19 protein-coding genes are annotated in these 17,864 nt (G+C 54.2%); 4 read left to right on the forward strand and 15 right to left on the reverse strand.

The window, feature by feature from the left end; all coding sequences use genetic code 11:
• Positions 1-403 precede the first annotated feature (403 nt).
• Positions 404-631 (reverse strand): hypothetical protein, encoded by a 228-nt coding sequence (locus tag DA915_RS28710; protein ID WP_153064569.1) that lies wholly within the window; start codon positions 629-631, stop codon positions 404-406.
• A 288-nt stretch (positions 632-919) separates the two neighbouring features.
• Between DA915_RS28710 and DA915_RS15775 the strand changes: the two genes are divergently transcribed.
• Positions 920-1,474 carry an ankyrin repeat domain-containing protein gene (locus DA915_RS15775; RefSeq protein ID WP_107676540.1) on the forward strand — a complete coding sequence of 185 codons (555 nt, stop codon included), beginning with the start codon at positions 920-922 and terminating at the stop codon, positions 1,472-1,474.
• A gap of 80 nt (positions 1,475-1,554) precedes the next feature.
• Here DA915_RS15775 and DA915_RS15780 read toward each other — a convergent pair whose 3' ends face one another.
• Positions 1,555-2,016: a hypothetical protein gene (locus DA915_RS15780; protein ID WP_107676541.1), complete on the reverse strand. Its 462-nt coding sequence runs from the start codon at positions 2,014-2,016 to the stop codon at positions 1,555-1,557.
• 427 nt (positions 2,017-2,443) lie between these two features.
• Here DA915_RS15780 and DA915_RS15785 point away from each other — a divergent pair, with 427 nt between their 5' ends.
• Positions 2,444-2,905 (forward strand): hypothetical protein, encoded by a 462-nt coding sequence (locus tag DA915_RS15785; protein ID WP_153064570.1) that lies wholly within the window; start codon positions 2,444-2,446, stop codon positions 2,903-2,905.
• Between the two features lie 577 nt (positions 2,906-3,482).
• Positions 3,483-4,058: a type II toxin-antitoxin system VapC family toxin gene (locus DA915_RS15795; protein WP_153064571.1), complete on the forward strand. Its 576-nt coding sequence runs from the start codon at positions 3,483-3,485 to the stop codon at positions 4,056-4,058.
• Here the strand turns inward: DA915_RS15795 and DA915_RS15800 are convergent.
• The 6 genes from DA915_RS15800 to DA915_RS15825 all read right to left on the reverse strand — a co-directional run bounded on the left by DA915_RS15800 (position 4,014) and on the right by DA915_RS15825 (position 9,798).
• Positions 4,014-5,987: an AAA family ATPase gene (locus tag DA915_RS15800; protein ID WP_107676545.1), complete on the reverse strand. Its 1,974-nt coding sequence runs from the start codon at positions 5,985-5,987 to the stop codon at positions 4,014-4,016. The genes DA915_RS15795 and DA915_RS15800 overlap by 45 nt on opposite strands.
• Before the next feature lie 45 nt (positions 5,988-6,032).
• On the reverse strand, positions 6,033-6,650 hold the full coding sequence (locus DA915_RS15805; protein ID WP_107676546.1) for a hypothetical protein: 618 nt from the start codon (positions 6,648-6,650) through the stop codon (positions 6,033-6,035).
• Between the two features lie 165 nt (positions 6,651-6,815).
• Positions 6,816-7,916 carry a flagellin gene (locus tag DA915_RS15810; protein WP_107676547.1) on the reverse strand — a complete coding sequence of 367 codons (1,101 nt, stop codon included), beginning with the start codon at positions 7,914-7,916 and terminating at the stop codon, positions 6,816-6,818.
• Positions 7,917-8,046: 130 nt separating this feature from the next.
• Complete coding sequence (locus DA915_RS29270) at positions 8,047-8,673, reverse strand: DUF930 domain-containing protein (RefSeq protein ID WP_244600742.1); 627 nt, start codon at positions 8,671-8,673, stop codon at positions 8,047-8,049.
• 245 nt (positions 8,674-8,918) lie between these two features.
• Positions 8,919-9,149, reverse strand: coding sequence for a 30S ribosomal protein S21 (gene rpsU / locus DA915_RS15820; RefSeq protein WP_107676548.1), 231 nt, complete (start codon positions 9,147-9,149; stop codon positions 8,919-8,921).
• A 250-nt stretch (positions 9,150-9,399) separates the two neighbouring features.
• A complete protein-coding gene (locus tag DA915_RS15825) occupies positions 9,400-9,798 on the reverse strand; it encodes a hypothetical protein (protein ID WP_107676549.1) in 399 nt (132 codons plus the stop codon).
• Between the two features lie 221 nt (positions 9,799-10,019).
• On the opposite strand from DA915_RS15825, the gene DA915_RS15830 reads away from it, so the two are divergent.
• Positions 10,020-11,099, forward strand: a complete 1,080-nt coding sequence (locus DA915_RS15830) for an NAD(P)/FAD-dependent oxidoreductase (RefSeq protein ID WP_244600748.1) — start codon at positions 10,020-10,022, stop codon at positions 11,097-11,099.
• A gap of 34 nt (positions 11,100-11,133) precedes the next feature.
• On the opposite strand, the gene DA915_RS15835 is transcribed toward DA915_RS15830, so the two are convergent.
• The 7 genes from DA915_RS15835 to DA915_RS15865 form a co-directional block, all read right to left on the reverse strand.
• Positions 11,134-11,697 (reverse strand): chloramphenicol phosphotransferase CPT family protein, encoded by a 564-nt coding sequence (locus DA915_RS15835; RefSeq protein ID WP_107676551.1) that lies wholly within the window; start codon positions 11,695-11,697, stop codon positions 11,134-11,136.
• A 136-nt stretch (positions 11,698-11,833) separates the two neighbouring features.
• Entirely contained in the window at positions 11,834-12,298 is a 465-nt protein-coding gene (locus tag DA915_RS15840; RefSeq protein ID WP_107676629.1) for a GNAT family N-acetyltransferase, read from the reverse strand.
• A gap of 145 nt (positions 12,299-12,443) precedes the next feature.
• On the reverse strand, positions 12,444-13,451 hold the full coding sequence (locus DA915_RS15845) for a serine hydrolase (protein ID WP_107676552.1): 1,008 nt from the start codon (positions 13,449-13,451) through the stop codon (positions 12,444-12,446).
• 160 nt (positions 13,452-13,611) lie between these two features.
• On the reverse strand, positions 13,612-13,818 hold the full coding sequence (locus tag DA915_RS29400) for a helix-turn-helix domain-containing protein (protein ID WP_107676553.1): 207 nt from the start codon (positions 13,816-13,818) through the stop codon (positions 13,612-13,614).
• Between the two features lie 38 nt (positions 13,819-13,856).
• Positions 13,857-15,026 (reverse strand): hypothetical protein, encoded by a 1,170-nt coding sequence (locus DA915_RS15855; protein WP_236773526.1) that lies wholly within the window; start codon positions 15,024-15,026, stop codon positions 13,857-13,859.
• 15 nt (positions 15,027-15,041) lie between these two features.
• On the reverse strand, positions 15,042-16,745 hold the full coding sequence (locus DA915_RS29280; protein ID WP_244600744.1) for a DUF4150 domain-containing protein: 1,704 nt from the start codon (positions 16,743-16,745) through the stop codon (positions 15,042-15,044).
• Entirely contained in the window at positions 16,742-17,857 is a 1,116-nt protein-coding gene (locus DA915_RS15865; RefSeq protein ID WP_107676554.1) for a DUF2169 domain-containing protein, read from the reverse strand. Before DA915_RS15865 ends, DA915_RS29280 begins: the two co-directional genes overlap by 4 nt.
• Between the last annotated feature and the right edge of the window lie 7 nt (positions 17,858-17,864).

Genomic DNA, 17,864 nt, shown 5'->3' on the forward strand with positions numbered 1-17,864 from the left:
CTCTACTTAAAAAATAATCTTTGATCGTTAAAATCATTTTTGTTCTCCATACTCCAAATAGCTTACTGATAGGCGATGCTAATATCAGTGCTACTATCTAGTTTTCGCCGCCCTGTGACAGCATCGTTTCAATCGACGCAAACACGTGTAGTCGGAGAAATCTAAATCCGGTTTTGGTCTGAGACTCAATAGAAAGTTGTGATTTTTACTCATGTTTTGTTGCCATTGAAAATTCACACATTCTGAAAACCGATCCCTTCGATGCAAGGTCACGAGTTGCCCGCTCACTTAGAAAAATCCATATCTGTGACGAAGAATTACAAACGCACCAAATCCTGTGACGAGGAACAGCGCTACGTTGAAGAGAAGAAAAGAAAAATATTTAAATGGTTTTTCTGCAGCTCTATACAAGCCGATCCCCGTTTTTATTTCTCTGGAAAAAGTGGATTTTATTAAGTAAGGCAGGTAATAAAAGAAGCAAAAATACAAACAGGCAGATAACAAGGCGTCCAAAAAAAATCGTTCGCTTAGAAGATATTCCTTGATATTCAATAACACTTTGTCCGCCCAGTGATATATTCTCGCCCACACTACCATCATCAGTAACCGGCAGAACCTTCGCCCCGCCCATCTCAGGATTGCTTCAGCCAACTGAGGACGGGTACCAAAAAATCTTAAATCCGGTTTTCACACAGGTTTCAATAAAAAGTTGTATTTTATTCTCAAGTTTTATTATCGTTGAGAATTCAGAGGCTCGGACAAACTGATCCCTTAGACCAGGGCAGGAAATATGGTGGGTTACCGCACGACGAATTCTACATCTACAAGGACTTCCAGCGTTAAGTGCCACCTCACAAGCGGCCTTCACCGACTAGCCGCATTGGTGGAGAATGTCGTCGTGTATATCTAGGAGGTAACGGTGTTTCACTGGTTTCATCGATTTCTGGCGGTTTTGGGAATTTCTATCAGTTCAGCCATTGCGGCGGACGGAGACGCAGTGAGGACTTTCCACGACGCCGTCCATGTGGGCGAAGTGGAAACAGTTCGGACGATGCTTGCGACCGAACCAGGCTTGGCGACGTCGAGGGACGAATATGGTTTCCAGCCGATACACTTGCTCGACATGTATCCCGATGAGGAAGTGATCGACCTTCTGCTTGCAAATGGAGCAGACATCAATGCCGTGAACGATGAGGGCGTCACCATTCTCCACATCGTCACTGACCCGGAAGCTGTCCCACTCTTTGTGGGACGAGGCGCAAATATCGAGGCTCGCGACAAAAGAGGATGGACCCCTTTGATTATGCAGGCAAACAACCAGCAAAATGGTCCGGATGTCGTGACCGCGCTTCTTGCTAACGGCGCTGATCCGAATGCTGAAGGACACAATGGTGAGACTGCTCTTTCCTTCGCAAGGGAAACTGGCGATGGATCGTTTATCGAGGTCTTGATCGCTAACGGCGCGGTGAAGTGACGACCGTTTCAGCTTCGATGCTCCTACGCAAGCTGCATAGCTGCTTCCGCGCTCTCAGCGGACATTCGACTATTGGCCAGTCAGAGCAGGATGGGACCGAATGCCCGCCCGCGTCGGAAAATTTCCGCTGCCAACTCTTCGGTCGGTAGCTCCTCTTTCGGGTGGAAGATCATGTCGCTGACGGGGATGTGTGGGAAGCTGTTCTCAAGAACGCCGAGATAGAAGTGGGTTTGCGCCTCGTCTCCGCCGGTCAAGAGGCGCAGACACTCGGCGATTTCCTGCTCTGTCAGGTCGGACACCGAGGGGGATCGCCCCAGGGCAACGAGCTCCGCGAACTCCCGAGGACTCGTCCAGCCGTGAAGCTCGGCGAAGGTGTCATGGGTGTATCCCGGAGAGCCAGCCTCCGCATCGATCCGCGCGATCAGCGCATCACAGTCCCGGCCGCCCTCAACATCATCGACGATGCGGCGAACCAAGCTTTCCAGCTCTGCGATCTGGTCTGGCAGCGGTGAAGGCATCAGAGCCTCGATCCGTCCCGTCATACAATCTCCCCCAACACGGGAATGTCCACTGTCCATCCTACTTCGCCGTAGCGGCGTCGCGCAATTCCCGGATTTTAGCGACGATCGTAATTCAGGATAAAAATCCGCTTCTTGAGTACGTTCAGATTTCCGGTGTCATGCAGACATAGGAGGATAGCTCGGTCGGAGGGACGGAAGGAAAGGTCCGCGCTCTATTCGCATCGATTTGAACATACTGGACCACGTGTCCAGCTTTTAGCTGGGAGTCGAGTCATTATGGCAAGTTCTCGTAACGAGCGAGTTGACATATCGTTAATTTTGAAGTCGTACCAACGACTTGAGCACCCCGTATTGGTGGATGGCGTGTTATTCTGAGGCCATATTTTTGAAGATCAAGCATTGTAACGTTGAATATGACATTTCGCATATGACTGGCCGGGTGCTTCAGATGGGCGCATGGATCGGGGAGCAGAAGCAACTGGTTCAAGCAGAGATCGAAATAAAATATGCTTGCCACTGCTACACTGAGGCTTCACCGACGGAACCGCCTCCTGAAATGTGGAGCGTTCGTGAAAGAAATGAATGGCGCGTATTTGATATACCGCGCCATTCATTATCGGTACACGTTCCGACCATTGTCGAGGCACTCATCCAAAGGCCGAACAAGCAAATACAGAAAGTCTCCGGGAAGCATAATTTCAAAGTATTCCAACTTGGTTTGAAAGGAGTCAAACCAGGGGAGAAATACTATGTTTTTCTGAAGCTAGAGAAAACATCGCGACGTGGAATGCCCAACTTCCATCAGATACGGTTAAGCGTTGAAAGCGCTTATCCCAAGGGCAATATTGTCGCTGGAAAATGGCGACCGCCGTTCGGAACTGCTATTGAAGAGATTCTCGGGCTCAGATAAAATAAAAACTGGAGTAGCTTAACCACTCCAGTTTTGATAAAACCCGGCGCAACCAAGGCACATAGCCCCACAGCCCTAAGCAAGTGCTTGGCCAGATGACCAAGGGTATCGTTACCATTTCCGAGCGAGGCTCGGCGAAGCCGATCTGCAACGACACCCAACATATGGATATGGCGACATCAAATGTCAATACCCTATCGCCACTAATTGGGCCTGCGAACCCTGCCTGAAAAGTTTGAGATAGTTGCACATTTTAAGAAGGCTAGGCTTGAGGCGCGATGTCTTCCGGCTTCAGCGGGCCTTCCTTATCCAGGATATCGTCTAGGGACTTCCGCCCTGTTTGCCTGAATGACACCTCGAACCTACCATCGGGAACAACGATATATTGCAACGACGTCCGTGCCGCTTTCAGTAGACCCGGCAAGTCGGCGGATGCCTCATCGATCGTCCAGTTCCGTGGCATTGTCACCGTCTCTCCAATTTTCGAATTACGACTTCTATACGTTGATGTTTACCGAAAACCGGCACCTGCCGGTTACGTCCTCCGGTGATTCCGTTTACATCCGAGGATTTCGAAATGGCAGACCCCATTTTTCTGATGGATACAAACATCCTGAGCAACGCCGGCTTGCAACGACCTCCGCCTGGATTGCGCTCCTGGATGAAAGCCATGGGAACAGATTCACTCGCCATCTCCTTCCCGGTTATATCAGAGTTGAGGCGGGGTGCCCATCTGGCCTCGAAACACGATCCACAAAAAGCAGCACGTCTTCACAACTGGATCGATGACATTCTCTCCGTGAACTTCCAGTTCGCGGAACTCACGTCCAAGGCCGCAGACCTTTACGCGGAAATGACCACCATCGGGCCACTTCGCCATCTATATACGCCAAGTCCAGAGCAGAAAAAGGATAAGATCGGACACGATCTCCTTTTCGCGGCTCTGTCGATCACCCATAAGATGCCTATAGCCACTTTTAATGTGAAAGACTTCATCCTGATCCACAGGCACTTCGCGTTACCTGGCGTGTTTCATCCTGTGGAAACCCAATGGTACGTTCCCTGCAAATTTATGCCACCTGCTGACCATAGAGGAATATCGCCACCATTATTGCCCGAGTTCGTATCCAGCGGTTTTGGCTTTATGAGGTAGAACGAAGTTCTCGCTCCTTTCTACGGCAGTTCTGACCACCGCGGCGGCCAAACTGCCCTCCCGCAAAAGACCGGCATGAAGATCGAGAAGGGCATCCCTATGTTCTTCGAGCAGGGATTTCGCGCGCCGAAACTCCGCCTGCAATGTCGCCTCGACTGATTTGCTGAGAGCCTTGCGGCGGTGACGGAATGCCGACAATTCACGTGGACTGTCGCCAGGTTCGACAGACAGCGTTTTCCCAAGACCCCACTTGATTTCCAACATTGTTGCCAAGTCTGTCGCGCGATTGAGGTCTGCGGAGGGATCGCCACCGGCTCCATTCCCAAATTCGCCGAATAGCAACTCTTCTGCGGCGATACCGCCAAGCAATGTAGCAATCTTGTTTCGGAGGTGCGTCGAAGTCTTCCGACTAAACAGCCGCTCTTCGAATTCCGTGTGGCCCAGAGATTGCGAGGACCGGCCGACTTGAATGCTTCTCTGAATCGAAACCGACATCAGTGGGTCTGTGTCGAGCAAAACACCGAGAATGGCATGTCCGAGTTCGTGGGCAGCGACACAGCGCTGTACCGCCATCGGGATCGGCATGACTGGCGGCAAGGCAGCGACGAGATCACTGAGCAACATCGAACGTTTTGCTCTTCTCGCATGGCGTCGGGCATCACGGACACACCGTTCGATGTCGGCACCAGACCAGCCGTCACTTGCCGACACCACGTCGTCCAGAGCTTCGTCGGCAAGGTCTCCCCGAAGATAGAAACGGTAGATGTCATGGCGCGCTGTGTCATCCGGGAGAGGAATGCAGAAATGGCGCTCTAGGCGTCCTGCTCGAAGAAGCGCCGGATCGATAATCTCCGGGCGGTTCGTCGCACCGATTACGATAACGCCTTCATGTGACTGAGCGCCGTCCAAAAGTTCCAGAAGAGCGTTGATGACCTGACGATGGTAGTTGTCGTTGCTACTGCCGGTTCTGTCGTCGCGGCTGGTGAAACTATCGAATTCATCAATCAAAAGGACCGACGGTGCCTGGCGCGCAGCCTCGGCAAACGCCTTCCGCATTGCCTTCAGCATATCACCGAGGTGACCGGTCGCCTGCCATCGAGCCGCTGATCCGAGGACTAGGGGAACGTTACAGGTTCTTGCCAGAGCCGCCGCGTAGGACGTCTTGCCCGATCCCGGTGGCCCCGAAATCAGGACGCCGCAATCGACATCGTGCCAGGAGAGATTCCCAGCCTTCCATGCCGCCAAGTCCTCGGTGAGTTCGAGACCCCATGTTTTAGCCTCACCGTATCCGGATAGGTCGTGCAGGCTCGGCCCCGCCGACAAGGAGCCAGAGGGACGTTTTCCTGTCTCGATATGAGGATACCGACGGAGACGCCCGATGCTCACAGCCACGGATCGTCCGCGCCGCCAACCGAGTTCGACCCTTTTGGGAGATTGCTTTGCCAAAAAATCGGCATCGGCATTCGTGATAGTCCCGAGCCTCATCCGCTGCGCCGCAATCCGATAATCGTTCGGAGCCGGTAGGGCCAAAGAGACCACGATATCAGCGACGATGCGGACCTCATCAGACAGAAGCTCCTCGTCCTGGAGAAGAATGATCGCCCGCTTGAGTTCTCGAAGTTTTCTGAACGCCTGGAAATCGTCGGCAAGTTCGGCCTCTTCGCCGATGAAGAGAACGTAGTTGTTGCCATGCTCGCCACCGACCGGAACGGTCCCCTCAAGCAACCATTTGGCGGCCATCTTGTGGGCATGGATGTCTGCCTTCGGCGGCATGACGAAAGCCGCGACGAACGACGATCGCCTTTTCAGCAACTGGCGGATCGATCTCGACATTGCGATGATGGCTAGATGGGTCGGCAAGGTAAGCTCGTACTTCGAGCTATGGAACGGATCGCGATTGGCGATCAGGTTATCGCTATAAGACTGCATGTATGCCTCGGAACACGGGGAATGATGATGACGCTGACGGGACGGTCAGGTCCGTATTCTCCGCACCATGGTCTCAGGGCCGAGTAATTCCGTATCGAGATCGACTTCGACGAAACCGCGCAAGATCATCTGGGCCAATCCGGCAACTGGCTTGGTTTCGGTGAAAACCGTTAGGCACTCGGCAATCGTCAGGTTACCATGCTCTTCGAGGACAGCCAGCAATCGTAAACGATCACCGAGCGCCAGAACGGTGCCGCCGTACCTAAGCAAATCCTTCGTATTGCGAAGCCGTGCACCCTCGTAGACTTCGTCGGCAAGCAGACGGCGATAACGCGTGCCCGCTGTCTCAGCGACGGCCGCAATTGCCTCGGCGTCGATAGGCAACACCCTATCCGGACTGTCGATGAGCATCCTTCCACCATCATCATCCACGATGCCGAAATCCGGGACATGAGCTACGTTGCCACAATCCAGGGAAACAGGCATGCAGTGCCACGAAACGACGGCAGGATTGACATCCAGCAGGCACGCGGTGTCACGCGCCATCTGGGACCGAAAAATTGATGGCCCCTCGCATTTGATGGTGGCGACGGGAGTAAATGTACGGATGGATGCCGAATGACGGCTGGCGCGAACCGATCTCGCGCGCTGTGCGATACCCATATTGAAAACCTCAGACTAAACATGGCTGATAGTCGCCGCAATTGTCGCAGCGAAACGGGATCAACCTATTCGTATGAGGCGGGTCATCTTTTGCATGCGAGAACAATTAGTGAACAAATATCCAAAGGTCAAGATATCCCCGTAGATTTTATTGCGTCGAAATTGCTATCGAAAAAGCTGTAGAAGTGTGGACGGTTGGGAATTGGCGATTTGCAATCCATTGGTTGCTAGCTGCTGTTGGGTCTCAAGCGCTCTGAGCTTGACCGCAGTGACCTCCATGTCGGCGTCTACCAGCCGCCCGACGCCCCGTGTCGCGGAGTCGATCCGCTTCCTGTTGTTTTCGTCGTACAGGTCGAGTGCCGACTGCACTGACCCCACATAAGCCATCTTGGAAGTCAGCTGCTGGATTTTGTTGTCGATGTTGGCAACGAGGTTGCTGTATAGGCCCTGCCTGTCCGACCCGAAACGGACGACGTGGTTCTCGATCGACTGGAGGATATAGGTGGGATTGACCGGGTAGGATTCAGGATCGCCCGTAGCGGGGTTCGATACCGGGATGTTGTACCAGTAGATCGCGGCGGGAGTGAACGATCCCGGCGCGTCGATGATGTCACTGCCGTCGAACAGCGTCTTTTCCGGGTTGAACTCACCTGGATACGTCGTCGGGTAGCTGCCGAAGTCGTCATTCAGAAGCAGGGTGTCCATGGCGCTTACGTCCATCGTCTGCACCTTGCCGTCCGCATATCCGATGACGAAGGAGAACACCTGCTTGCTGGCGTCAACGTCTTCGTTCTTGCCGTGGTAGATGATATTCACGCCCGCGAACGACGCCGACAGCATCGCCGCTCTGGCCTGATCCTGGAGCTGCTGTATCTGCATATCGATCTTGTAGACGTCCGATTTGGCGTATTCGGGATCGAGGCTGAAGGTCGGCTTGATCGCGTCCTGCATGCCGGGTTGCGGCATGTCGCTGGCGGCGATGGCGAGGTTCCTGATCTCGACGAAGGACTGCCGCACGGTTTCCATCGCCGCATATGCGGTATCGACGATCCCCATCGCCAGCCCGATACTGTCGGTGACGGCCTCCATCGCATCAACGTCAGAGCGCATCGATGTCGAGATCGACCAATAGGCGGCGTTATCGGACGCCGTTGAGACCCGGAGGCCCGATGACATCTGTTGCGATGCACTGGAGAGCTGTGCGCCGATCCCGCGAAGCGTACTCAACGCCGTCATCGCCGAACCGTTTGTCAGGATACTGGTCATTCAAAATCCGATGTCCGCAATCTGTAGCAACGAAGCCATATGCGGCTTCACCGACAGATTTCGGATATCGGCGTTAAAACCACGGTAAATTGAGAGGGTAGAAATACCCCTCTCGCAGAGATTTCAACAATCAGTCCGATGAACCGTCGGCGACGGGAAGCGAACGTGTTTCCCACTCGCTCTTAGGGATTTCCCCGCCCAGCGAGAATTCAAAGGCAACTACCCTTTCCAAGTCCTGGGTTACCACACATCGAAACTTCATGTCGTACCAATGCCGTTTGCTTCGGACCGCTGCGCCGTCTGCTTGAAGTGTAAGACCGGAAAGCTTTGTGTCGGCCGTGGCATACGCGACAACGAAATCCGGCTGGAACTCGGATTTCCATATATGGACCTGCTCCATGGCCTCGACGTTGCAGAGCTGGGTGATGCGATCATCCGTGCCGAGTTGCCTCAGTGCAGCCAAAGCTTGCTTGCTTCGCGGGTCTGCCAGCACTTTCGCCGAATATAACTCTTTCGCGCGAACCATCCCGTCTTCATGAGGGGAGGACTCGCTGGTCAGCGCGGATTCCGCATTTTGCTCAGGTGCGTGGTCAATCGCTGGGGGTAAGGCGCTGGGCTCACTTTCCCTTTGAACACCAGCGGGCTGCGCGAGTACCGCCTGGGGTTCATATAAAATTTCGACCACGATGCTTTGCTCGGTGGGCGGAGGCAGCGATTTCCTTGTAGCCAAGAGGCCAACGGCCAAGGCGGCGATCATGTGCAGCGCCACTGAAATTGCGAGGCTGGGCACTCTAACGTTAGGAGCATGCCGACCATTTTCTCCCTTCATCGGCAAGACTACAGCTCCAACGCTTGTTGGCTTGGGCCGGACTGCAGACGCAGCAGCAACTCGCCATCAGCGTTTTGCAGGTCGCAGATGCAGGGCGATATCGACGTTGTTTCGTCAATAAGAAGTGATGGCTCGAAAGGATGATCGAATGGCCACCGCCACGCCAATCGTGGTCACTTGCCTTTTCTAGGATTCGTAGGAAGAAGGCCTTCACGCTGCATCTGCTTGCGGGCGAGCTTCCTTCGACGCCCGACTGCTTCTGCTTTTTCCCGCGCTTTCTTGATGGATGGCTTCTCAAAGGCTTCACGCAGCCGCATTTCGCGGAAAACGCCCTCGCGCTGAAGCTTTTTCTTGAGAATGCGCAGTGCCTGATCGACGTTGTTATCGCGTACTAAAACCTGCATATGGGCCTCTTGAGGTCGTAAAAAATGGTGCGCCACCATACGCAATTTGACGTCGAATCCAAGATTGCCCACCTCTTTGTGGCGGGATTTTTTCCGAAGGCCAAGTGACCGTGCGAGGTCATAGCCAACCCCACATCGTGCAATTGTCACGGCGTTCCTCTGGATAACACGGAAGTTTCGGCCATCTCATGGAACGACGTCTTATTTACAAATAGACGCTGCGTCTCGCCTCTTCTCGGCCGGATGCACGTCACGCCTTTCGGCGAGTAGCCGTCGCAGCTTCAATGCCTGGAACTAAGCGGCTGTCGAACCAGGCGATCATTTCCTGAAGTTTTCCTTGGGCAGGCGTGACCTCACCCGCATTCACCAGTTCAGCCGCAGCTTGAGACATCGCCAGCAGAATGCGCGCGGTTTCTGGCACGTATGGTAGATCGGGGCCCGTTTCGTGGCGTTCGCGTATAATCTGATAACGAAGGTTCTCCGGATAAGTCCACGCGCTCACGAGCATGTCTTGGACGCTAACCTGTTGGCCTCCGATATTGATCGTGGCATCGCGATCGGTCTCAACATACCCTGATGCCTCGATACGCTCGCAGGCATCGATTGCTGCATTCATCATGCCTCTGATCACATTCCAGTCTGTTTTCATGGCATCCTCCTTACCGACTGCGCAGGATGGTCGACCGTATGTCGGTGGCTCATCGGATGCAATGTCCACAGTTGGCCCCTTGCGGACATAGCGCCGATCTCCACGACGCTTGTATCACAACGAAGAATTTGATTGGCTACCGATATGCTGCTGGTAAAGCTATGGCAGCAATCTTGTTTGGCTGACGCAGAGACGTGTTGGATCAACTCGTCGGGGTTACCGTGGTTCACTTCGCAAGGGTTTTGATCGTCGGTGGCGGCGCGAGCGGCCTAGCCTGCGCACTCAGTTGCGCTCGTCTCGGAGTAGCCGTCAGGATAGTTGAGAAGAGAGTTTCAAGGACATCGGTGCAGAAGGCGACCGGGGTCGCTCAAGGCGTCTGGCACCAATTGGCGGATTTTGGGATAACCGAAAAGGTGATCTCGGAAGCCATACCCATGAGGCGCTTCGTATTTCACGACGATGCGAGCTTGGTGGCGGATATTCGGGTTCCGAATGTAAATGGCGAGCCGCCCGCGCATCTTTATCCGCAGGCCATGCTTGAGCAGGCCATGGAAGATGCCTTGGCCTCTTACGGTGTAAAGGTTGAGTACGGTCGAACATTCATAGGCGTAGTGGAGAATGCCCATGGCATTAAAGCTAATGTAAGTAACGGCCAAGAGACCGAAGTCATCGAGGCCGATTGGCTTGTCGCCGCTGACGGGAGCAAAAGCGCAGTCCGATCATTCCTCAACGTCCCATTCGTCGGATGTGACTATCCCGAAGAGTGGTCGGTAGCCGAGATAGAGACCCAGGAGTGGCCTCAAGACACACAAGCGCAACTGTTTCTGCAAGCAGATGGGGTTGGCCTCTTTCTTTCACAACCTCGTCGAGGTGTCATTCAGGGCATATTCAATGCGAAGGGTGTGGCCTCGAGGCTCTCTCATATGTTTCGAGATGCCAAGTTGCTTTATGAAAGGGAGTTTCGAGTTTCCCTTCGGCGCGTGCCTTCGCCACAAATGGGTCGCGTATGGCTTATTGGGGATGCGGCCCATGTACAATCTCCTGTTGGCGGCCAAGGCCTTAATTTGGCTGTTTGGGATGGCGTTACGCTTGGACGCGCATTAGCGCAAAACCAGACTGAGGTGGAAGAAACGTTGCGCAATCGCGCACGATCAGTCCTCCGATTCACACATTTTGACTACCTCATGCTGTCGACGAAATGGCGGAGTGTACAATATCTTAGAAATAGCTACTGGAAGTTTGCAGCACGATTCCCACACATTGCAGCTTGGTTTTTCAGACTGATCTCCGGAACGTGGTGACGCGGCAACGATGTCTCCTATTGGCGCATCTACGTCACAACGGCAGCCGGCCTAAGGGGACTTCGGGGCTCGCGAAATTTGACGAGCGATCGCTTTTTCTCCAAGCGACGAGCAGCCTCTCGACATTTGCATCAGCGCCGTCCTCGGACTGTAGTTCAATGTCATACCGCTTGCCGAAATGAATCGTCTCAAAATCCTTCTTGGCGCTACCCACCGGTCTGTTACCTCTCGCGGCTTCACGCTTGACCAGAGTTTCGAGCGGACAATGTACGGCGGCGAAGAAGACATCGTGCTCCGCCAAAAGATCAACGAGTTCTTCCAGCCATCCCTCGGTATCGAGAATGTGTTCAAGGATCAGATGGTTACCCGCATCGGCATATGCCCGCAGCGATCCATGGAACCCGTGGAAAAAGGCCATGCGAGCGTCAGTCCAGCGAAAATCACCACTCTTGAAGCGTTCGGTCGGAAGCACGCCAGCGTCGCGCAGATGATCGATCGATACGTGCCAGAATGGTTTCTCGATGCGTTTCTGCAATGCCCTCGCAATGGTTGACTTGCCGCTGCTCGACGCGCCATGAAGAAAAATAACGTGTGCCATCCTTTCGTCTCCCGGTTTCCAGGCCGCAATTAATGCAGGCATATGACACATCAATGACCGCTGATGGCGCTTTCCTCCCAAGGCGACTATTGGCGTAATCCGTCGAATCGGCCTTTGGTCCAAACCAGACAAACAACTATGTCCTGGTAGAGAAGCGGAACGCCAGTTCGCTTCCCAAATCGACCCTCTCGATCTCCGAAATGTCCGAGGCAGCCAACATTCGCTCCCAAAATGCGTTCCCGGGTTCGTTGTTCGACATGACGCTAAGCTCCCAGATACCGGAGCGGCCATCGAGGAGGCAGGAGAATGCCTGTCGCCCGATTCCGGCACTCCGGAACAAGGGCAGCACATAAAACTCGGCGATTGCAAAGTCGGTGCCTTTTCCCGAGGGCGACCAAGTGTTCACCAGAGCGAACCCAACGGTATCTCCGTCTTTGACAATTAGGTAGGGCCAACGGCCGTCGTCGGTCCAGTAACAGTCAAAGTAAGGGTATTCGAGGTCGACATCCCCGTACTGACTTAACTCTACCAGATAACCAGAAAGCATATCTCGTAATTCAGATTTCTTTGCCTCGCTGGCAGCTATAAGTCTGATCGTCATGATTTCCTGGCTCTTCGCGGTCATAGTGACCTGGTCTGGAGATAGCGGAGGCGGAGTGCTGTTCGGACAATCTGCTTCTGAGCCAGAAACATCACGAAGCCGGCGGCATCAATCGAGCTATATTTGCTGTGCAGTACCATACTCTTCACGGTGAAGCGGAAGCGATCTCTTTTAGGAGTTCAATGAACGCGCTGGTGCGAACCCCCTTCGGGTTCTGTCGTAAATCGACAGTTTGCACCACCACTAGACGTTTTGACGGGACGACCGCGATAATCTGCCCGCCGTAGCCGGAGGCGTAGAACGCGTTCTGACCCCAAGTATCTTCTGGAAGCGTCCACCACATGTAGCCGTAACCCTGCCGTATCCGCTTTGCCCACGAATAGGTAGTCGTCGATTCCCTGACCCACGCCGCTGGGATGATCTGCTTGATGCCCCACTTTCCGTCATTAAGGAAAAGCTGGCCAAACCGGGCTGCATCGCGGGCGCTGAGCTGGATTGGATAGGCGGGATGCTCGGACAGCTTTTCGAGATCGTATCGACCATCCTTGATCGAGAAATCCTCCATTCCGATCGGTCGAGCAATCCGCTTCTCGAATCCTGCGAAGATGTCCTCGCCAGTCTGTTGTCGATAGATAGTCCCCAGAACGTTAAAGTCCCAATTGTTATAGAACCAGAACGACCCAGGCGGGTGACTTCCGCGCGCAGGCCGCTTGCGCTTTATGTCGGCGGTCTCGTGACCGGCTGGATGATAGATACCCGACCGCGACATGAGCAGATCACGAACCGTCGCGGTTTTCTCCTCAGCCGAAAGGCTGGGAGTATTGTCATCAACGCCAAGTCCGGAAAGACGGGCTGAAAGTTTAATCCGCCCCTCGGCAACCGCAATGCCGTAAAGAGCGCTGAGCAGGCTCTTGCGAACGGATGCCATATTTACTTTGCGAGAAGTGTCACCCCAACGAGCGATCACCCGTCCATCCTGGATGATCATCACTGCGGTAGATTTGAGAGATTTCGACTGCAGACGCGCCGCCTCGAGCCGCTCCGTGGACCAGCCGGCGGTCCTCGGATCGATGTCCTCCCATGTCTGGGCGCGGGCTGCACCCGCAATGAAAATCCCAAGAAAAAAAAGGAATGCGAATCGTCGAATGAACATAACGTCTCCCTCTCCGACGAAGGAATGAACATCCAATAATGGCGGCTTTCCGGCACATCAATACGGGCGACAGCCATCGGTGCGATTTCCGCACAATCCACAAAATTGGACAGGCAGGCCACCATAGCTTGACAACAACGCAGCGGCCTTGCCGACACCTTCATGACAATCGACGTATCCCTCTAAGGACCGTGCGAGGATGAACGTTGTACTTTTGAGCGATCTCTCGAACGGATGCGCCGGCATTCAGCATGGTGCGGATTTCCCTGCATTGCACCTTAGTCAGCGCGGGACGCCGCCCAGGTACTTTCCCTTTTGCGTTTGCAGCCGCAATATCCGCGCTGCCATTGCGCTTCGTGTCGGTGATTGCTTAGATCAGCAACGGCGCGCACGCCCTCCGACAATCTACGGCTTTCTGGCTTTGAAAGGACGCTGGAGTAACTCGTTTGGAATCGCATACTCTCTCCATTCTCCCTCAACGAGAGAAAAGATACGGTTTCCGTAATCAAATACGTGCAGTCTGCCTTCCCGGGCAAAAATCGCTGATGGCTGAACCCGTTTGCTCCCGAGCTGGAGCTTCACCTTTGGTGTGAAGGTTTTTGCTAAATGTCCATCGAAGCGAAACAATTCCGAGTCAGCAATGAGGACCAATTCGTCGTCGAGATAAGCAGCATCAGAATAATGCTTTTCGCGGTCTGGCAACGATGAAATCTCAGAGAAACCGCTTTCGGGTGTTCCTATCATAACCAAACCGTCGGAGCCCACCAAATAATCATTGCCTCGATTGTCGGAAGCGACAGCGGCTAACGATGCATATGGTGGTGAAGTCCTGGCGATCCGTTCAGGCAATTCCTGACGTTTCCAACTGCCGGGTGTTCCTGTGTAAAGCGTAGTTAGAACCGGATGGGTACCCTTTTCAGCTCTCAGTCTTTTTTTCAGTTTGAAGCGTTCGTCTTCCGCCATGTCACTCCGATATAGGGGATGGCCCGGGTAAAGGTTGAAATATCGTTGGTTCGGTCTTTGGATCGCAACGATAAAGATTTCACCCTTGATATTCTCGCCGAGAATGGCCCATTCAGTCTCCGAGTAAGGATATTCAGTTGTAAGCGACGGCGACACATCCTCCCAGCTCTCGCCTTTTCCGAGCTTCAAGAAGTTCCCGCTGCCTGCCACAAGCCAACGATTGTCGTAAGGAAGAATGGAGCGGAAATCGACTTCGGATGCGGTCTCGGATTCGGCTTGAGTTCCGGGGATGATGAAATGCTGTGAACCGTCTGGACCGACGACGTAAATATCGCCCTGAAGGCTGATCGTGACATAGGAAGGCCCTGCATCGTCTTTCAACGACGGTATCACGCGGATGTCGCGCAACTCCCTGCGAACATCCGACCGCGAGAATGTTTGTTCAACGGCGTCGCGTATGAGAATGATCGTGTACGGATCGTCCCAACGCGGTCCGCCCAACAGAGCAGCGAAGTGGCGGTCAGTGTGTCCCATGGATGCCTGATAGAGTTTGGGCTCCCATTTGCCGTACAGCTCTTCGAAATCTTGCTCGTCATTCAAAGTGTCGTCCAAGAAGGTCTCTCCTTTTTACGGATATTTTCCAGCACGAAGTACATCAGCGATCTTGCCTGTTGGAAGCGGTTTTTCCTTCGTCCTTCCCGGAGCGGAAAGACCTGTCTTCTTCTTCACCTGCTCTTCCGCCCGCGCGTTTGCTGCTTCTGCGCAGGCTTTGTCGATTCCTTTTGTTGCCAGCAGCGCATCTTGAGACGCCAACAAGATATCTTCCATAGGAGCTGTTCCCGGATAATCCGGATGATCAATCCCTTTCAGCTCGTTTCTGGTCAGTTCATGCACACCGCCAGAGCCGTTTTTTCGGCTGTGTTGGGCCTCAGTCAGACAGATTGACTCCCCTTCACCTTCGGTAGGAGCATTAGGCACTCTTTCCGTCGTTACTTTCCCTGGACGATCGCCCAGACGGTATGTCATGTCGGCGACGACGTGGTGGGCATAGTCGCCCGCGCCAGAACACTCCTCTTTAATTTCGTCGTACGGACCGATCAGACATTTTTTACGTCGTCTTTTCTTACCATCGATCCTGGTACTTGGACCGAGCGGCGGAGGAGGGACTGGTTGAGGACCAGGTTTGGGGTCTTCTTTTTTTTCTTGCTCCTCTTGCTGTCGGGCTTCTCTGATGTCTTTCAGCTTTTGCTCGATTTCCTCGTCAGAGAGACCTTGGAAGGGGGCCAGCAAACCGTTTACTTCCGCATCGGACATCGTTCGAACGTCCATTGGTTTGCCGGATATTGATGACAGGATATCGTTTGCCAGCGGCACCCTTTCTTCTGGATCGATGGCAATACCGTATTTTCCGGAGAAATCCCAAGTCTCGCGTTTCAAAATATTCCCAAAAGTGACAGGTTGGCGGCCACCAAGAAGCTTGTCCTGAACAATTACCGCCTGCCCTGGTTTGGACATTATCGCGCCCAAGGCACGCCCCTCAGTGGCCCGCTCATCCTCCGGCATTGAGAGGTCGCGGAGCATATCCTCGAGCACCATGGCCCAGATACCTTTCCGCAAGAGTTTCCCACCACCAACCTTTGGCAGACTGGGAGTTTTGGGAATCGGTCGAGATGTCGACGGAGCGTGTGCTCCACCACCATTTACAGTACCTGTGGCTGTACCAGTGAGTGCGCGAGTATTATTGCCATTGGACGAGAACCATCCATTGTTACCGGCATCGGTCATCGTTCCGGTTGCAGCTTGCGCCAACTGCACAGGCGCATCATCCTGCCATCTAAGCGACCCCCGCACCGGATCATCATCCTTGGGAGGATCATAGGTCTGCGTGCCGCGGACGAAGATCGCCTCACCCTGGGTATTCCTGCTGTTCATATAAAAACGATCGAGGTGGCGAATGACATGCGAGCCTTCGGCACGGACCTGATCAGCATGCCCGATGGGTTCGCAGATGCTTTCCACCGTGCCGGATTTTACCCCCTTACGGCTACCGGGCGCATCGCCGTGCACATGTGTCGTACACGAACGCATCACCATTGCCTTTTTGCCGGTGAACCGAACAGACGACGTGTAGTTTTTATCATGGCCGCAAAAATCCACGACCGGATAGGGAATAGGCACCACCGACGAGCCAACCGGTGTCAGGCATACATCAGGTGCCAAAGAGACGATACGCGCCTCATCGATGTCACGCAGTCCCTCACGCGGTGTCCCCGTCGTCCATGTGCCGGGATATTGGGGCTCTCCGATATAATTGTCGCGGGGGATGCTCATGCTGTCTCCCTCTCGGTCAGAGCCGCTTCGGTTTCGGACGACTTCAGACGAACGCGCGTCAGGGTAAGTTTTGTTTCACCGGCATCGGGAAGAGGAAACCTGATGCGCCAGGTCAGAAGCACCCGTCCGTCATTGCGCCAGTCGAATTGCACGCCATCGAGCTTCAGCACATGCCATTCATCGCGATCTTCGCGAGAGCAATGGACACCGAGGGTAAGGCCAGGCAACGAGCCTTTCGCGACCGGATGCTCAGAACTCAGGTTAACGAGCTCGTAGTTCTCGTCACCCTTGAGGTGAGGCGTCGCGATGAGATCAGGATGGGCCGCCTGCCAGAAGCGTGGATCAAAATCACGCGGCAAGAGGGGGTGCCTCTCCTCCCGCCAACCATCGTCATAGGTTCCGGAATATTGCTGACGGAACTGCCACCAAGGCGAAACAAGCCCAAATCCCTGCGGTTCCGGCGTGCTCCGCCAATCGGAATGCTCACCGACGGTAGCGATCTGCGGAGCTGGAACAGGCCCGGCGTCGGCAGGCATCTCAAGATTGACGATGCCGCACCCAAGCGGGTTTCGGCGCTCCACGTCAATCGGTGTTTCCGTCCCCGCGTCACCTGTGCCAGGGATCGCGCCGCCATAAGCGTTGCGCCAGCATATGGCCACGCTTCCAGCCGGTTCAGGATCGCTCAGTTTCCAATCCGCTATGACACGTTTGGCTTCCCTGGCGGAAAAACCTGCCCATTTCTCCTTAACGACAGGCTGCCAGAAGCGTCTGCCGAAAACCTCGATTTGCTTGAAAATTCCGCCAACGCGGATGGAGGCACGCCAGGATTTCTCCGGCTCGCCGCTCGCAGACCACGCATTCCCGAGAAAGGTTATATCCGTCCCGGGCTTGTCCGGGGTAAGATCGCTTTGGCGCAGGAGGACGGTCTGGTGCGGATCGCCCTCATAGGCGTCCTCCCACTGAAAACTTTCCTGCTCGGCTGCGATATCCAGAGAACCGCCCTGGGCATGCATGAATGTTGCACGCACGGAGACGATACAATCGAGCCCTCCTTCGGCATCGAACTGACGGAACGCCATGGCGGGAAACGGCAGGCGGTTCTGAAGTTCCAAGACCCGG

Origin of the sequence: Agrobacterium sp. LAD9 (genome assembly GCF_003031125.1) — a bacterium.
GTDB lineage: Bacteria > Pseudomonadota > Alphaproteobacteria > Rhizobiales > Rhizobiaceae > Agrobacterium > Agrobacterium radiobacter.

Excerpts from the sequence above, each read along its gene's own strand:
- DA915_RS15810 (WP_107676547.1), bottom strand. The coding sequence starts at position 7,916 with ATGACCAGTATCCTGACAAACGGTTCGGCGATGACGGCGTTGAGTACG.
- DA915_RS15785 (WP_153064570.1), top strand. The coding sequence starts at position 2,444 with ATGGGCGCATGGATCGGGGAGCAGAAGCAACTGGTTCAAGCAGAGATC.
- DA915_RS15795 (WP_153064571.1), top strand. The coding sequence starts at position 3,483 with ATGGCAGACCCCATTTTTCTGATGGATACAAACATCCTGAGCAACGCC.
- DA915_RS15835 (WP_107676551.1), bottom strand. The coding sequence starts at position 11,697 with ATGGCACACGTTATTTTTCTTCATGGCGCGTCGAGCAGCGGCAAGTCA.
- DA915_RS15780 (WP_107676541.1), bottom strand. The coding sequence starts at position 2,016 with ATGACGGGACGGATCGAGGCTCTGATGCCTTCACCGCTGCCAGACCAG.
- DA915_RS15845 (WP_107676552.1), bottom strand. The coding sequence starts at position 13,451 with ATGTTCATTCGACGATTCGCATTCCTTTTTTTTCTTGGGATTTTCATT.
- DA915_RS15805 (WP_107676546.1), bottom strand. The coding sequence starts at position 6,650 with ATGGGTATCGCACAGCGCGCGAGATCGGTTCGCGCCAGCCGTCATTCG.
- DA915_RS15840 (WP_107676629.1), bottom strand. The coding sequence starts at position 12,298 with ATGACGATCAGACTTATAGCTGCCAGCGAGGCAAAGAAATCTGAATTA.
- rpsU (WP_107676548.1), bottom strand. The coding sequence starts at position 9,149 with ATGCAGGTTTTAGTACGCGATAACAACGTCGATCAGGCACTGCGCATT.
- DA915_RS28710 (WP_153064569.1), bottom strand. The coding sequence starts at position 631 with ATGGGCGGGGCGAAGGTTCTGCCGGTTACTGATGATGGTAGTGTGGGC.
- DA915_RS15800 (WP_107676545.1), bottom strand. The coding sequence starts at position 5,987 with ATGCAGTCTTATAGCGATAACCTGATCGCCAATCGCGATCCGTTCCAT.
- DA915_RS29270 (WP_244600742.1), bottom strand. The coding sequence starts at position 8,673 with ATGATCGCCGCCTTGGCCGTTGGCCTCTTGGCTACAAGGAAATCGCTG.
- DA915_RS29280 (WP_244600744.1), bottom strand. The coding sequence starts at position 16,745 with ATGAGCATCCCCCGCGACAATTATATCGGAGAGCCCCAATATCCCGGC.
- DA915_RS15825 (WP_107676549.1), bottom strand. The coding sequence starts at position 9,798 with ATGAAAACAGACTGGAATGTGATCAGAGGCATGATGAATGCAGCAATC.